The sequence below is a fragment of the Paenibacillus sp. FSL R5-0701 genome, from assembly GCF_037973995.1.
Classification (GTDB): Bacteria; Bacillota; Bacilli; order Paenibacillales; family Paenibacillaceae; genus Paenibacillus.
On sequence record NZ_CP150230.1, the window covers coordinates 3,485,447 to 3,500,749 of the forward strand.

Genomic DNA, 15,303 nt, shown 5'->3' on the forward strand with positions numbered 1-15,303 from the left:
GTAAGTTCCTCCTTCTTAGAAGATACGATAGCCAGCCACTCTGTAAGCCAGGATGTACGATACAGCAACGAGAACACTGGAAATGATCGATTTGAATAACCCGACAGCGGTACCAATTGAATACTGTGCTTGTTGAATTCCTAAACGGTAGACATAGGTATCAATAATATCACCGGTCTGATAAACAACAGGGGAGTAGAGATTATAGATTTGGTCAAAGCCAGCATTGAGTACGTTCCCAAGTGAAAGTACGGTCATTAAAACAATGGTTGGCATGAGGAGAGGCAACGTGATGTAGACGGTCTGCTTCCACCGTTTCGCTCCGTCGATCACTGCGGCCTCATAAAGTCCCGGATCAATACTGGTCAGAGCTGCCAAATAAACAACCGTGCCAAATCCGAAGCCTTTCCATATGTCACTCACAATCATCGTCCAAGGAAAAATAGAGGGTGTGCCAAGGAAGGAGATCGGTGCAATCCCAAATACACTTAGAAATGTATTGATAATACCGTCGGAGCTAAGGATATCCAGCATGATGCCAGCCATAATGACCCAAGAGAGGAAGTTCGGAATGTAGACAAGTGTTTGAAATGTACGTTTAATTCCACTGTGTAGTACCTCGTTAAGCAATAATGCGAAAATTACGGGTACGATTATACCACCGATAATCTTAAAGACAGACATGTACAATGTATTCCAGATCGTTCTTACGAAGTTCGGCTGATTAAATATGTGGGTAAAATTATCCCACCCTACCCATGGCGAGTTGAAGCCGAGACCCGGATTGTACTTCTGAAACGCAATAATAAGTCCGTAGAAAGGGATGTAACAAAAGATGAAGACCAAGACCAGGCTTGGGATCAACATGAGATGGTAAGGACTCTGCTGCTTCCATTTTCTCAACATACATATTCCTCCGTTCCTTGTACGCCAAATGTAATCGCTATCAAATAAAGGGGAGAGATCACCCTCATCCCCTCTTTGTGACAAACGAGATTATTTCTTCCCGTAGGCTTCATTAACTGCCTGAGTTGCGTCATCGCCCCCAGCTGCACGCCAATTTTGGACAATAACATCGAAATAATCGATACTTTCGCTACCCATAATGATCTTGGTGAAACCTTCGGTCAGGATATCATCCAAGGTTGTGCCGTAGCTTGAAAGTATTTCTGGCGTAACACCCCATAAGGCCGTCTTTGTATAGTTCTCGCTGTCCAGTACTTTCTTGGCAAGACCATACGCGTTCTTTGGAGCCCCTTGTTGCAAATAATCACCAACTGCTCCTGGGGTTGCATTCTCTATGAATTCCACACTGTTGTTATATTTTTGCCACATACCCGAAGTCGTGAGTCCACTGGTATCCTTGGATTGAAGGGCAGCGGAGACCGCCTCAAATTGCTCGTAATCGGAATTCGGATTAAGTACACGGAACGCTCCAACAACATGGGCAATATCGTTGTCCAGCAAGGCGGATAACGTTTCTGTGGATTCCTTGCCATTGCCTTCATCCACAATATAAGCATAGTCGTTCAAAATTTTGATCACTTCTTCAGGACTTTTAAATCCCTTTTTCATGACGATATAATTGTTGTTAGCGAAAAAGATGGATTGTTTGGCTTCTTTCCCATCAACGGTAGGGATGATATAAGGGTAGAAGATGGCGTCCTTACCCAGATTGGATACCGTATCGACACCCGGATTATAACCCCACCATTGGTAATAAGGCTGCATTCCCACTTTGCCGGCTACGATATCCGCGTTCATCGCATTAAAGTCTTTGATTGCAAATTCCGGATCAATGATGCCTCGCTTGTACCATTCTGACCACTCAGCCAGCGCATTTTTCATCTCAGGCTGCACGGAGCCGTACACGAGTTTTCCAGTGCTATCCTCCATCCACATATCCGGATGCGCATTCCATGCAATGGCAAGCAGGTTGAGGTAATCCAACGATTGGTCTACCGCTATACCATAACCACTGTGCTTTTCCATGAATTTTAGTGCAATATTTTTGATGTCTTCCACAGATTTTGGATCTGGGACTCCCAATTCTTCTTTCCAGTCGTTCCGGATCCAGATGAAGTCTGGTTGTTCAATTAATCCCCAGTGCATCTGTGGTATCCCGTATAGCTTACCGTCTTTCTTTCCAGACTCGTAACTGTCCGCATCTGCTTCCATGTAACCTTTGAGACGATCTGAAGCGTGTTGATCAAATACCTCGGTAAGGTCCATGACCATATCTGCTTCGACTAACTGTCTCAGTTGTGATGGATTAACTCTGAATACGTCAGGAAGATCGTTCGATGCGATAGCCAAATTGAGTTTTGTATCGTACTCATCGCTAACCCAGTCTGTTTTGACATCAATATTAAACTTCTCTTTGTATCGCTTAATCCAAACATTGTTGGTGATATCGTCGCCCTTTGGATATTTTGCAGAGGAGTATTCTGATGTTACGGTATGAATGGTTGTCGTTCCAGCCTCGTTGGAATCCGTGTCCGTCGTTGAACCTTTATCAGCACCGTTTCCATTGCTACAGGCTGCGAGTAATAAGGTTGACATGCACACAGACAAGACTAAGGCTTTCGTTTTCTTGTTCATTTCTTTTCCCCCTTATCAGTCATATTTCAATAACGCTTTCTTGAAAATATTCTAAACGAGAAAGGGGGAACGGGATATAAAGGTTATTGACGAGAACTGGTATCTTTTTTTACTTTTGAGTTGTAGCGGAGAAAAGAATAATGAGCTTTGTGCACTTTTTTTACTTTGTACTCCTTCTTTTTTTACTCATGTCTCCAAAAATTGCTTTAGATGACGATCGATAACGAGTGAATCCTCTTCGTTTGCTCCGATTCCAAAGCAGTGTCCCCACTTGGACTGTATAGGTTGATACACCGCGTTTGGCATATGCTGAGCATCATACGCACTGTCTTCTGGCGTGAAGAACAAGTCACTTGATCCTGGCATAACGAGTGCAGGAGAGGTGATCTTGCTTAACGCCTGTTCGAAGTTGCCGTCATCTACGGGATTATCGCTAATGTCTCCATAGATTCCTGTACGCAGCATGGTAATCAAGTCGTTAGCATCGAAGGGAAGAAATACCTGATCCCAGTAATCTTCTACATAAGATTGCAAGGAGTCGTAACCCTCAGATTGATACAATTTCTCCAAATAGTACGCCTGCGAAAACCCCCATGGAGCATAAGCTCTTCCCATCGCTGCGAGACCAGCAACCGGAGGGCGTTCATATCTACCATTTTTATAATTCGAATCTGCCTGTAACGCCGCGATCATTGCTTCGAATACCAACTGTGTATGGGGTCTGCTCTTTGCCGTTCCGCCAAAGGGGGCAATACGCTCGACCATCTCAGGATAACTGGTTCCCCATTGATAAACCTGCATGGCTCCCAGAGACCAGCCCACAACAAGTTTGATTTTGGAGATACCGAATTTTTGAGTGATGAGTTGATGTTGGGCACGTACATTGTCATACATGGAGATGAGAGGGAAGTTGTTCTTATCATATGGGGCAGGGGTATTACTAGGAGAAGACGATAACCCGTTACCCAACATATTGGGCACAACGATAAAATAACGACTGGGGTCCAGTGCCTTGTCCGTTCCAATTAACCATTCATTATCTGTGTGAATTCCAGCAAACCATGTTGGGACAACAATAACATTGTCCTTTGCCGCGTTTAAGTTTCCATAGGTCTTGTAAGCGATAAAGGCTTGAGGGAGCTGTTGTCCCGATCGAAGTAATGTATCTCCAAGGTTATATGTTTCATAATCGTTCATAGATTGATTCTCCTTATAAAATAGTAATAACTTGATTTCACTCTACAATACGTCTATTATCAATTCAACGAAACGTTATCGAACATATCATTCATTTTTTTTGAACTTGGGAGGTACGTGACTCATGGAAATACGCCAGCTAAAAACCTTTTGGACACTTGCATCGACCTGCAGCTTTAGTCAAACTGCTGAATTATTGAGCTATGTACCCTCTACCATAACCATGCAAATCAAATCGCTGGAAGAAGAGCTTGGTGTAAAATTGCTGGATCGATTAGGCAAAAAGGTCGTGTTAACGGATGCTGGCCAACAGTTTCTGCCTTACGCCACTAAGATTTTAAACGATGTAGAGGAAGCAAAGTGCATATCCAGTCAGCACGGAGAATTGGCGGGAACGGTTGTGATCGGAGCAGACGAAGTGCTGTGTGCATATCTTCTTCCAGCCTTGTTCAAACGCTTTCGAGCAGACTATCCTGGTGTGCGGTTATTGTTCCGCCCCTTGTCTGGGCAAGAGCTTAAATCGAGTCTGAGAGAAGGGCATGCCGATGTCGTTTTTGTATTGGATGAGCCTATTAATTCCAAAGACCTTCAATCAGAGTTTTTAAAGGATGAGACCTTTCAAATGGTGGTTTCTCCCGATCATATGTTAGCATCGCGTTCCGAGTTGGTCATTGATGACTTCCACAAACAGCATTTTTTGCTGACCGAAAAGAACTGTTCGTATCGCACTCATTTTGATCAATCCATAACAAAGAAAGGTGTGGATGCTCTGACAGAGCTGGAGTTTCATAGTGTAGAAGCCATTAAACAATGTGTTGTGGCTGGCCTAGGGATCGCTTTATTACCTGAAATGGCTTTGAAGAAAGAGTTGAGCGAAGGGGAAGTGGTTGCTCTGCCGTGGGATTTATCAGATGTATCCTTTTCTGCGCAAATGCTCTGGCATCGGGAAAAATGGATCTCTCCGTCCATGGCTGCTTTCATGGAGGTCGCCAAGAGTGAGTTGATTTGATTGTTCAGAATTTGTTTAGATGTATGTGTTAAGATATTCTTCATGGAGATCGTGATGTTAAATGGAATCAACCTTCAGCAACATGATACAGATATATATGGGGGATTAGCAATGGAGAGAAAGATTAGAAATTCTGCAAAAGCATTGATCATTAAAGACGGGAGAATGCTTGCAATGAAGCAGGATGATAATGATGAAGTCATCTACATCCTGCCTGGTGGGAGCCAGAATGCAGGTGAAACCTTGACGGATGCTGTGAAGCGTGAAGTTGCGGAAGAAATCGGAATAGATGTAGAACCGTTATCACTGGAATTTGTCATTGAAGGGGTATACGGTGAAGCTCTTCATCGTGTAGATTTTGTTTTTTTATGCGAGTACATAGGATTGATAGACCAAGATAGTTCTATTCTGCCAATTGACGAAAATCAAGTGGAATATGAATGGCTCGAAATTAAAAATATAAACGAACTACCTTTATTTCCTTCAAAATTACGAAAGCAGATCATTAGATTGGTTGAGGGAGAAAAAACGGTTATGTATTTAGGAAATGAGGAAGATGACGACCTGAATAGTTAGATGTGTACACGTCGTAAACAAGCGGCCGTCTTGTATTTATAAAGGAAAGACTATTTCAAAGGACATGATGGTCCAGTGAAATAGTCTTTTTGCCGTTGAACAAATTGTGCAGAGCGATTAGATAATGAACATCTATGATAAGGGGTTACATTAGGCCAGGAGTTATATATCTTGTTGCTTCACGCCTGCTGTCATATTTTTCTGACCCCACATTACCATGGATTCAATTAAAGGAACCAATTCCTTGCCTGATTCTGTGAGCGAATACTCCACTCTCGGTGGCACCTCGTTATATTGCTCCCGATGCACGATGCCGGAATGAATCAAATCCTTCAAACAGTTCGTTAACATCGTTCCGGTAATGCCAGGCAGTCTTCTTTTTAATTTATTGTAACGTATACAGTCATTTTCACTGAGGATTGCCAGGATCGGAAGATTCCACTTGCCTCCAATGACCTGAAATGCATAAGTCGCTGGACATAACTGATCAAAATTAAACTCGTATTTCACTTAATACCCTCCAATAGTATACTTTTTGATACTAAGTCAGAAAAAGAATCGTACTTGTTCAGAAGATTGTAGACATTATAATCAAACTAACACAAGAAAATCAATTCATAAGACAATATAAAGGCGGGATAACGTGAGTAACGAATCTATGATGTGTGATCTGGAAACAGGCGTATGTGGTGTGAATGAGGAAGAGGCGATGCAAGAAATCAATCTGAATCACGTTGAGAAAAGGATAACTCTTTATTACGCAACAGATCCGATCTGCTCTCACTGCTGGGCGCTTGAGCCTGTGCTTCATCGGTTTATTGAGGAATACGGCCATTATTTTACGCTGCAAATCAAAATGGGTGGGCTACTGGCTAACTGGAATGGTTTCTCGGATGGCGCTAACGGGATTAAGAAACCTTCGGACGTTGCAGCGCATTGGAAGGAAGTGGGTGAACATTCACGCATGTCCATCGACGGTTCCTTATGGCATGATAATCCAATACTTTCTTCTTATCCGCCATCTCGCGTATTTAAGGTCATTCAGAGTACACACCCTGGTAAAGAGCAGGACTTTTTAAGACGTGTGCGTGAAGCCGTATTTGTATTTAATCGAAATATTGGAGAAGATGATGTGCTGACGGATATCGTCAATCAACTGGGCTTGAATGGAAAAGAAGTGGTTGAGGCGGCTGCACAGCAATCTGCACAAGATTTATTAGAGGAAGACTTTGAGCGTGTCGCTGGTTTGGGAGTTAGAGGTTTCCCATCCATTATCATTGTGAATGAAGAGAATCAGGGTATAAAAATTGTCGGAGCGCGTTCTCTTGAAACATATGTGCAAGCACTTCAGCAGGTGCTCGGTGGTGATCTGAAACCCAAACAGATAATCTCGTTGGAGCAGAAAATCAATGAAGGACACCTTCTTTTTTCTAAAGAAATGGAGGTCTTGTACAGTATCGAAAAGACTGATATTGAATCATATGTGAAATCTGAATTGGCAGAGCACACATGTCGTATGGGTTATATTTTGAATGAGATGTATATTGAGCATATCTGAGGCAGGAAAATACAAGAAATCAAATCCAAAGCAGGTCAGCGAGATGACTTGCTTTTTTTGTACATCTGCGGAAAAACTGATTTGAATTGAAAACGAGGCTTGACCTTGGGTCTGACCTAAGGTTTATGCTATGTACAGGAAGAACAGCGAAGGTGGAGATGACAGTGAATGCTGAAATTACAATTAGCGAATTGGCCCAGCTGATGCACGTATCGGTACATCAAATTCGTTATTTTGAGGAAAAAGGAGTGTTGCATCCGGCTTACACAGGTGATAATCAGTACCGGATGTATGGCATGGATGAAGTATACAGGCTTGCCCATATTTTATTGCTGCGTAAGATGGGGCTGTCCGTTCAAGTGATCAAAGAATGTCTTACACGTCTGACTCCCGAAGAGATCACACGACTCTTTCATCAGGCACTGACCGATACCGAAGCCGAGATTAAGAAACTTCAGGAAACCAAGCATTTTATGGAGAAGTTGTTGGAGGAAAAAGCAAATCTTGCCGATCCGATGGAGACAGCATATAACATCATTCAGCGCGAAGCCACGCCGCTATCGCTATGGTTTGAGATGGAGGCTACTGCCACGCTGAATGCGCAGACACTTGTACAGCACAAAGGCAAGATCACCAATCTGTTTGAAAAAGATCTCCATTATGTCTACGATTCGTCCGGCATCGTAGGCATGTACACTCCCACTCAGGAAGGAATGCATCATCTGATGCTGCCAGCGGGTACGTACCTGTCCTGTCATCTATTTGTGGAAAATGAAGAACAACTGACTGCTCACATTCAGCATTTTTATGCTAACGCCGAAGAGGTGGGGTATGTCTGTCAGGGGCCGCTACTCATGGTGGAAAAATCGTATTTATCGTTGTTCACACCCGACAAGCTTCATTATGAATTACTGTCACAGATCATAACAGAACAGGAGGTATCCTTATGACACATCTCGTTCAGATTGAACACCTCCAGCCTGATCGTTACAAAATAGCCAGCGAACTGATGGCTTATGGATTGGGACATAAATTCCAGAGATCCACTGCAATGTCCTTGTCAGATCTGGCTACAGCCTTTGAGCAGATGCTGCATCATGTTCCCCGAGATACTGGAAATCTGCGCGTGGTCGCACGAGAAGACCATGTCATTGTGGGCACGATGTCGTTGAAGTGGAAACCAGGCTCTCATGAACAGAGCTCTGGAAAGGTGAAGGGTTCCCAGGTGTGGGACGCTTGCAATCACATCAGCGCTTGGAGACGCCTCCTACTGTTAACCGGAATTCATTTGCTGAAACACGAACCTGTGACGCAGGAATGTTACATCGAGGATATCGTTGTGCATCCACAACATCAGCGCAAGGGAATCGGCAGACAATTACTCGCTTGGGCGCAGCAATACATGCTGCAATCCCCGCAGATGTCGTATCTCAGTCTGCATGTGGCAAGTTACAACCTGAAAGCCATTCAGATGTACGAACGTTTGCAGTTTCACACACAAAACAGTACAAAAAGCTGGATGACCGGCATGCTTCTCGGTGAACAACAATGGAATTATATGACCCGCAAAGGAGAATATCATGCTTCAACGTAAAGGAATCTGGATTTCACTAGTCGTCTTCATTTTATTAATTGTTGGTACAGGAACGTACATTATTGTGCAACAGGACTACAGTATAGTCGAACAACACATCGAAATTCAAACCCCACAAGGCAAACTGACAGGTACACTGTCTCTGCCTGAGAACGAATCAGGCAAGCTGGGACTCGTGCTTTTCATCCATGGTGATGGTCCGATTGATTCGGCACATAGTGATGGATATAAGCCATTGTGGGAGCGCCTTGCTTCCTTAGGATACGCTTCGTTGTCGCTGGACAAACGCGGCATAGGTGGTTCCGAAGGCAACTGGCTGAATCAAAGCATCGATGATCGCGTAGTTGGAGCCGAGCAAGCTATCGCTTGGGCAAAAGAGCAGCCGATGATTGATGGTTCCAAAATTGGTGTATGGGGAGCGAGTCAGGCAGGGTGGGTCATTCCCAAGCTTGCAGGCAAGGAAAATCTCGCATTTAGTATTCTCGTTTCTCCAGCGATCAATTGGCTGAGACAGGGGGAATACAACACAAGGAGTCAAATGGCCAAGGATGGATTTTCGGCCGCTGAGATACAAGCACAGGTGGATTACAATAACAAGATCAATGATGTGTTGAAACGTCATGGTTCTTATGAGGAATACATTAGGCTTGCACGTCAAGGTGAGGAGCAGATGAATAAGGATCGTTGGAACTTTGTGAGTAAAAACTTCACAGTGGATGCAACGGAGGATTTGCACAATTTCAAAACACCAGTCCTGCTATTGCTTGGAGAAGATGACGTCAATGTCGATATCAAGGATACCGAGCGTGCATATCGTCAGGAAGTCAAGCCGTCGTATTTGCTTCACGAGAAGATTCTCCAAAACACAGAGCATTCGATGCTTCCTACATCCATTGCAGGCTCGGAATGGAGAATGGGGCTGAGATTCCTCTTTGCTCCAAGAAGTATTACCACCGCTGGGTATATGGACGAGATTGAACAATTCCTGACCAAATTGGCGTTATAAAGAGAACAGGTTGAGCACCGATTTTATATCGATTCGTATTAGAAGGTATAATAAAGTTCTGGAGGTGAACGAGATGCTGGAATTAGAGTTTACTACTATAGAGGAGTGGGATGAAGCAATGTGGGCACGGATGGAGCGGATCTATCATGAGGCCTTTCAAAGCGGTGCGAAGACAAAAGTGATTCTGCGCAGTATGCTGGACCGAGGGGTTGGTTATTTACACACGGGCGTGCATCAGGGAAAAGTGGTTGCGATGGCTGTTACTGGACTAGAGGGGAAGGCTGTGGACCGCATTCTGATCATTGACTACCTCGCAGTTGATCAGAAGCTGCGCGGGTTGGGCATAGGAACCTGGATGCTGGAGCAGCTCAGAGCCTGGGCGTTAAGGGAACATGAGATCAGAGGGATCCTTATCGAGGCGGAGTCCGGGACAACGGGGGCTCATCAGGAACGCATTCAGTTCTGGCAAAGCAACGGGTTCATCCTGACCTCCTATGTCCATCAATATAGAATGGTGCCAGAACCATATCAGGCAATGATGCTGCCATTGGATAGAAGTACGCATGTGCCTGACGATGGTGAGGCACTGTTTCGTTATATCAATGCTTTTCACAAGGTTGCTTACCGGAAGAATTAGACCCCTCAAACGATTTTACTTTATCCAATAAAGCGCTGGTCATTTTTCAATTTCGGCACACGGATGTACTATCGCACAGGCAAGTCGTCCACCCATTGCGTAGACTGAAGTAGATCAAGTCAAGTGAGGTGAATTCCATGGCTAAAACCAATGAAATACACGTCCGGGTGAAACGGCTCAAGGATCGCCCAGTCTGCGTGACTCTTCATAATGGCGAAACGTACGTCGGGTACATCTCTGGCGTTAACAGCGAAGGCGTAGTGCTTACCGGGGGCGGAAAGCTTACTCAGGCTGCAATCACAGCAACCTCATCTGAAGGCAGTGCTCGCAAAACCAAACCTAAAGCAGGGGTGAAGAGAAAAACAGCCTCCTCTCGGAACCGTAAACGGGTGAACAGTACTTGTAAGTCGCAGGTGCGATCCCGGTCGATGTCTCGTTCAACGTCTCGGCCAGCTCAGGTATCCTCTTTCATGCCTATGCTAGGCTCGTTGTTAGGTGGCTTCGGCGGAGCTGGTGGTGCAGGCTCAATTGGAGGTATGTTAGGCGGTGGTATGCGGTTGTTTGGCATGATCCAGCGGTTTACACCTGTGGTCAAAATGGGGTATGGCATGATTAAGCAGATTCAGCCATTTATGGGGGCAGTTCAAGGGCTGATGACTCCAGCAAGCCAAGCAGCTCAGGCTGAAGCCGAAGGTGACGAGGAAGCACAACAAGGATAATACTTGAAATGAAAATCGTGAAATAGAACACAACCTGCGTTGCATTTGGGAAAGAAGCATTGCTAGTATGTTGGGTGATCTGATTTCTTTCTGATCTGGTCTGTTCCTTATCTTCTCCGCTAGATGCTTAACTGCAAGCTGCTCTCCGTAAGCCAAACGGAGGGTGGCTTATTTGCTTATGCTGTATATGAGGTTCGAACCAGCTCAATATAGTATGCTTGCTCAGCGCTAACGAACTTCAGAAACCTTATTCGGGTCAATATCAAGCCGTTAAAATTCTAACGAACAAGACACACCCTATTTGCTGCAAAATGTAGGTGAAAAGGGGCTGATTCTGCATCATAACTTCTCCTGTGTTCGTTAAATTCCTTCGTTGCGAGGAATGAAAACTGAGGTTTCAAATACGCGTCTAACATCTAAATTTGATACCATGTAGTTCGACCGACCATTGTCATACAGCAAAAAGCACCGCGCGCTGGGAGCTGCACGCGGTGCGAAAAGCATTGCTGTTGTTGCAGAGTGGAAACCGATTCTATTCCGCTGTTATTAAGCCTTTAAGCTTGTTTGGTTTTGAGGCGAATCACGTTCCATGATGCTTTGTTCAAGACTGCTTGCACTTTACCCTGATCAACCGTTGTATATCCGCCGTTGTGAGGAACAACGTTACGTGGGTTTTCTTTGGTATTGGTGGCTTTCAAGTCGTTGTTCTCCAATACGATATGCTCCACAAATGTGGTTTCTCCGAAGGAACGCAGATCCACATTCAGTTCCAACTTCTCATCCAGATGTCTGTTCACCGCAAAGATTGTGATCGTGCCGTTTTCTTCATCATGCACACTGATTGCTTCGAGATAAGGCACATCTGTGAAGTCTTTGGAATCATATTTAGGTGAAGAGGTGATGGATCGCAACACCGTACCACGACCGAAGTTGGATGCATGCATGAACGGGAAATAGGTCGTCTGGAACCAGATCGCTCCGTTATTTTCCGTCATGATTGGTGCAATGGTGTTAATCAACTGAGCAAGGCAAGCCATTTTTACACGGTCGGCGTGTTTAAGTATGGTAATCAGATAACAACCCACAGCTAGTGCATCTTCATGTGTATACACATCTTCAAACTCTGGAGGCGCAATCTGCCAACGTTCTTCCATACGGCTTGTGCCGATGGATTTCCAGACATTCCATTCATCCAGAGACAGCATTAATTTCTTTTTGCTGCGTTTCTTGGCTTGTACAAAATCACAGATTGAAGCCACACTATCAATAAATTGATCCAGATCCAGCGATGTCGCCAGGAAGTCATACGTGTTCTCTTTATTGTTGTTGTAATACTGATGCAGGGACAAGTAGTCCACATTTTCATAGGTGAGATCCAGCACGGTTGCTTCCCAATCTGCAAATGTACTCATGTCACGGCTGGAACTGCCGCAAGCCACAAGCTCGATATCCGGGTCTACCCATTTCATCGCTTTAGCCGTCTCATTGGCAATACGCCCATATTCATATGCAGTCATTGCACCAATCTGCCAAGGGCCGTCCATTTCGTTGCCTAGACACCAGGTTTTGAATTTATGCGGGTCCTTGTAACCGTGAGAGATACGCAGATCACTCCAGTATGTGCCAGATGGGTGGTTGCAGTATTCGATCAGGTTTCTGGCCGCATCAATACCGCGAGTACCCAGATTTACAGCCATCATCACTTCGGTTCCAACGAGTTTGGCCCAATCTGCAAATTCGTTTGTTCCAACTGCATTCGTTTCAATCGTCCACCAAGCGAGTTCAAGTCTGCGTTTGCGCTCCGCTACCGGGCCCACACCGTCTTCCCAGTTGTAACCGGATACGAAATTGCCACCAGGGTAACGAACGATGGGTACGTTCAAAGCTTTAATCGCTTCAATGGCATCCTGACGGAACCCTTGAGCATCTGCAGTAGGATGACCTGGATCATAAATACCGCCGTATACGGCCCGTCCCAGATGTTCTATAAATGAACCATAGACACGCGGATCTACTTCAGCAATCTGAAAGTCTTTATCGATAAGCATTTTGGATGTAAGCATGGTAAGTACCTCCATTGGATGAATTCATATTCTTGAAAGAAGTAACAGCGATATTGAATTCGCTTAAAAGCAAAATCAATTCATTGATTTGTTATCTAATATGTATCATAATGCTTATGTATTGAGCAAGTTCATTTTGATGAGTTCGCTAAATAACGAATCCTGAGATTGAAATAGATCGATTTTACTCAAAAAGGAAGTGAACATCATGATGCTTGGGACAGATGCAGCTTCATTGCTAATTTACGAGGCACTGGGAAGTGAAGCCCGATTAAACATTGTGCGCCTGCTGCTACAAAACAGAGAAATGCATATCAATGCGCTTGCCCAAGAGCTTTTTCTGAGCAAAGCTATTGTAAGTACACATGTCAGCAAGCTGCAAAAAGCCGGAATTGTCGGCAGCCGAATGAAACGGGAGAACGGCGGAACGTATAAATACTGTTTTATTCTGCAAGAATTTATGACTATTAATCTCTCCCCTGAACCAGTTGATGCTCCTTTTCATGAAGTCTCTATTCCGGTTGGTCAGTATACGGATTACGAAGCCTGGCCCACCTGTGGCATTGCAACAACAACGCAGATGATTGGGCAATATGATACCCCGGCCTGCTTCATGGACCCGGATCGGGTCAATGCAGGTATTCTTTGGTTGGCACGAGGTTTTCTGGAATATAAGATTCCCAATTATCTGAATACAGAACAGCATCTCCAGGAAATTGAAATTTCACTCGAACTCAGTTCGGAAGCTCCCCAAGTTAATGAAAACTGGCCTTCCGACATCCGTTTTTCCCTTAATGGTCATCACCTCGGAACCTGGACAAGCCCTGGCGATTTCGGGGATCGGAAAGGTAAACATACACCACTATGGTGGAAATTGGACGTCAACCAGTATGGTGTATTGAAAATGCTGCGTATTAACGGGGAAGGCACGTTTATGGATGGTCAGCGCATCTCGGACGTGCGTGTTCAAGACCTGAATCTTGGTGCATCCACCTATTGGACCTTTGGATTGAAGCCAGAAGAGGGAGTAGCTGGCCGAGGCGGACTTACCCTGTTTGGCAAAGGTTTTGGCAACTATGATCAGGATATTCTGATTCGATACTATTATGATGCTCGGGAAAACAAGACTCCAGATGAATAGGTTATTCGTTTTGATGTCAGTTTATAGAGGGAAAGTTCCACGATGAACCACCTGCAGAACAATTCCAGAGTAATGGTATTGACAACGATTACATAGCTGATATAAGATACAGCTATATAAGGAGTGTCACTGATTCGATCAGGCACCACCAAAGTCTGGATTCCACAAGTTTGTTTATTACTTGTGAATTGGACATTGGTGGTGCTTTTTGCATACTGGGGGTGATTGCATCATGAGGTTTAAAAAATCGTTAAATAACAACATCGCACTGGCGGAAGACGCCGAAGGCTACGAAGTCATTGTCATCGGAACGGGTGTTGGCTTCAAAAAAGTAAAGGGACAGCCGATTGAGCAGAGCCAGATCCAGAAAATGTTCCGAATTGGCTCGAATGATAAATATCAGCGAGTTGAACAATTTCTCAGTGATATCCCACTGCAAGTCATCGATATTACGGATCAGATTATTGAAGAAGGCAAGACGATAATCGGAAAAAAGCTGAATGACTCGATCCTGTTAACACTTGCGGACCATATTCATTTTGCGCTGGATCGTTTCAAAAAAGGCGTGGATGTGCAAAATCCGCTTCATTGGGACATTCGCCATCTATATCCTGCCGAATACCGTGCCGGAGAATGGGCAGTTCGAAAAATCAATGATGCTTTTCAAGTCTCATTTGCCATCTGGTGAATCAAGCTCTATTGCCCTTCATTTCGTGAACTCACAATTCGACTCGGGCAGTATGAACCAAACGATTAAAATTACACAGATGATTAATGACATTTTAGGTATCATGACAGAACATTTTGGAATGGCACTGAATCAGGAATCTGCTGATTTTTCCAGGTTCATCACCCATCTGAGATACTTTATTGTTCGTCAGTTGAACCGGGAAGTGCTCTCGTTTAAAGATCAGCAATTTCTATATGATGTATTGTCGGAGCGATATCCTGTCAGTTTCCAATGCGCACTCAAAATAAAGGAGGCGATGGAGCAGCAACGCGGATTCGTGATTACTCCCGATGAGATGGTATATCTCATGATCCACATCGAGAGAGTGACATCCCGTACCGCTACGGATTGATCTCCATACAACCTGTTTGAAGTTATACCATCATCAATATGAATTGAATATGGAGTGTTACTGATTCGATCAGGCACCACCAAATGTTTCCGACTCCGCATCTGCAGCGGGCCGGTATTA

The 15,303-nt window shown here is 44.4% G+C and carries 16 protein-coding genes; 11 read left to right on the plus strand and 5 right to left on the minus strand.

Translation table 11 applies throughout. The annotated features are described in order from the left end of the window. Positions 1–15: 15 nt before the first annotated feature. From MKZ13_RS15410 to MKZ13_RS15420, 3 genes are all read right to left on the minus strand, one after another. Positions 16–906 carry an ABC transporter permease subunit gene (locus tag MKZ13_RS15410; protein ID WP_221821140.1) on the minus strand — a complete coding sequence of 297 codons (891 nt, stop codon included), beginning with the start codon at positions 904–906 and terminating at the stop codon, positions 16–18. Positions 907–996: 90 nt separating this feature from the next. Further along, positions 997–2,601, minus strand: a complete 1,605-nt coding sequence (locus MKZ13_RS15415) for a hypothetical protein (protein WP_339185163.1) — start codon at positions 2,599–2,601, stop codon at positions 997–999. 186 nt (positions 2,602–2,787) lie between these two features. Beyond that, entirely contained in the window at positions 2,788–3,798 is a 1,011-nt protein-coding gene (locus tag MKZ13_RS15420; RefSeq protein ID WP_339185165.1) for an alpha/beta fold hydrolase, read from the minus strand. A 124-nt stretch (positions 3,799–3,922) separates the two neighbouring features. Between MKZ13_RS15420 and MKZ13_RS15425 the strand changes: the two genes are divergently transcribed. Beyond that, the gene (locus MKZ13_RS15425; protein ID WP_339185167.1) at positions 3,923–4,807 is read left to right on the plus strand and encodes a LysR family transcriptional regulator; all 885 of its coding nucleotides are present in this window, start codon (positions 3,923–3,925) and stop codon (positions 4,805–4,807) included. Positions 4,808–4,849: 42 nt separating this feature from the next. Then, positions 4,850–5,383, plus strand: a complete 534-nt coding sequence (locus MKZ13_RS15430; protein ID WP_339185169.1) for an NUDIX domain-containing protein — start codon at positions 4,850–4,852, stop codon at positions 5,381–5,383. Positions 5,384–5,545: 162 nt separating this feature from the next. On the opposite strand, the gene MKZ13_RS15435 is transcribed toward MKZ13_RS15430, so the two are convergent. After that, positions 5,546–5,893 (minus strand): helix-turn-helix domain-containing protein, encoded by a 348-nt coding sequence (locus MKZ13_RS15435; RefSeq protein ID WP_339185171.1) that lies wholly within the window; start codon positions 5,891–5,893, stop codon positions 5,546–5,548. A gap of 133 nt (positions 5,894–6,026) precedes the next feature. On the opposite strand from MKZ13_RS15435, the gene MKZ13_RS15440 reads away from it, so the two are divergent. The 6 genes from MKZ13_RS15440 (at position 6,027) to MKZ13_RS15465 (ending at position 10,897) form a co-directional block, all read left to right on the plus strand. After that, complete coding sequence (locus MKZ13_RS15440) at positions 6,027–6,941, plus strand: DsbA family protein (protein WP_339185173.1); 915 nt, start codon at positions 6,027–6,029, stop codon at positions 6,939–6,941. Between the two features lie 164 nt (positions 6,942–7,105). Then, positions 7,106–7,891, plus strand: coding sequence for a MerR family transcriptional regulator (locus tag MKZ13_RS15445; protein ID WP_339185175.1), 786 nt, complete (start codon positions 7,106–7,108; stop codon positions 7,889–7,891). Then, complete coding sequence (locus MKZ13_RS15450; protein ID WP_339185178.1) at positions 7,888–8,535, plus strand: GNAT family N-acetyltransferase; 648 nt, start codon at positions 7,888–7,890, stop codon at positions 8,533–8,535. The genes MKZ13_RS15445 and MKZ13_RS15450 overlap by 4 nt, the downstream gene beginning before the upstream one ends. Further along, positions 8,522–9,541, plus strand: a complete 1,020-nt coding sequence (locus MKZ13_RS15455; protein WP_339185180.1) for a CocE/NonD family hydrolase — start codon at positions 8,522–8,524, stop codon at positions 9,539–9,541. Before MKZ13_RS15450 ends, MKZ13_RS15455 begins: the two co-directional genes overlap by 14 nt. Positions 9,542–9,614: 73 nt before the next feature. Further along, the gene (locus MKZ13_RS15460; protein ID WP_339185182.1) at positions 9,615–10,178 is read left to right on the plus strand and encodes a GNAT family N-acetyltransferase; all 564 of its coding nucleotides are present in this window, start codon (positions 9,615–9,617) and stop codon (positions 10,176–10,178) included. A gap of 137 nt (positions 10,179–10,315) precedes the next feature. Continuing rightward, positions 10,316–10,897, plus strand: coding sequence for a hypothetical protein (locus MKZ13_RS15465; RefSeq protein ID WP_339185184.1), 582 nt, complete (start codon positions 10,316–10,318; stop codon positions 10,895–10,897). 554 nt (positions 10,898–11,451) lie between these two features. Here the strand turns inward: MKZ13_RS15465 and MKZ13_RS15470 are convergent. Then, a complete protein-coding gene (locus MKZ13_RS15470; RefSeq protein ID WP_339185187.1) occupies positions 11,452–12,960 on the minus strand; it encodes an alpha-N-arabinofuranosidase in 1,509 nt (502 codons plus the stop codon). Positions 12,961–13,168: 208 nt separating this feature from the next. Between MKZ13_RS15470 and MKZ13_RS15475 the strand changes: the two genes are divergently transcribed. From MKZ13_RS15475 to MKZ13_RS15485, 3 genes are all read left to right on the plus strand, one after another. Beyond that, positions 13,169–14,101, plus strand: coding sequence for an ArsR family transcriptional regulator (locus MKZ13_RS15475; protein ID WP_339185189.1), 933 nt, complete (start codon positions 13,169–13,171; stop codon positions 14,099–14,101). Positions 14,102–14,333: 232 nt separating this feature from the next. After that, a complete protein-coding gene (locus MKZ13_RS15480) occupies positions 14,334–14,789 on the plus strand; it encodes a CAT RNA binding domain-containing protein (protein ID WP_339185191.1) in 456 nt (151 codons plus the stop codon). 79 nt (positions 14,790–14,868) lie between these two features. After that, positions 14,869–15,183, plus strand: a complete 315-nt coding sequence (locus tag MKZ13_RS15485) for a PRD domain-containing protein (protein WP_339185402.1) — start codon at positions 14,869–14,871, stop codon at positions 15,181–15,183. Positions 15,184–15,303 lie beyond the last annotated feature (120 nt).

Bases quoted from the DNA above. Each gene is read 5' to 3' on its own strand.
- MKZ13_RS15470 (WP_339185187.1), bottom strand. From the start codon at position 12,960: ATGCTTACATCCAAAATGCTTATCGATAAAGACTTTCAGATTGCTGAA.
- MKZ13_RS15465 (WP_339185184.1), top strand. From the start codon at position 10,316: ATGGCTAAAACCAATGAAATACACGTCCGGGTGAAACGGCTCAAGGAT.
- MKZ13_RS15410 (WP_221821140.1), bottom strand. From the start codon at position 906: ATGTTGAGAAAATGGAAGCAGCAGAGTCCTTACCATCTCATGTTGATC.
- MKZ13_RS15480 (WP_339185191.1), top strand. From the start codon at position 14,334: ATGAGGTTTAAAAAATCGTTAAATAACAACATCGCACTGGCGGAAGAC.
- MKZ13_RS15455 (WP_339185180.1), top strand. From the start codon at position 8,522: ATGCTTCAACGTAAAGGAATCTGGATTTCACTAGTCGTCTTCATTTTA.
- MKZ13_RS15425 (WP_339185167.1), top strand. From the start codon at position 3,923: ATGGAAATACGCCAGCTAAAAACCTTTTGGACACTTGCATCGACCTGC.
- MKZ13_RS15460 (WP_339185182.1), top strand. From the start codon at position 9,615: ATGCTGGAATTAGAGTTTACTACTATAGAGGAGTGGGATGAAGCAATG.
- MKZ13_RS15485 (WP_339185402.1), top strand. From the start codon at position 14,869: ATGATTAATGACATTTTAGGTATCATGACAGAACATTTTGGAATGGCA.
- MKZ13_RS15415 (WP_339185163.1), bottom strand. From the start codon at position 2,601: ATGAACAAGAAAACGAAAGCCTTAGTCTTGTCTGTGTGCATGTCAACC.
- MKZ13_RS15430 (WP_339185169.1), top strand. From the start codon at position 4,850: ATGGAGATCGTGATGTTAAATGGAATCAACCTTCAGCAACATGATACA.
- MKZ13_RS15420 (WP_339185165.1), bottom strand. From the start codon at position 3,798: ATGAACGATTATGAAACATATAACCTTGGAGATACATTACTTCGATCG.
- MKZ13_RS15450 (WP_339185178.1), top strand. From the start codon at position 7,888: ATGACACATCTCGTTCAGATTGAACACCTCCAGCCTGATCGTTACAAA.
- MKZ13_RS15475 (WP_339185189.1), top strand. From the start codon at position 13,169: ATGATGCTTGGGACAGATGCAGCTTCATTGCTAATTTACGAGGCACTG.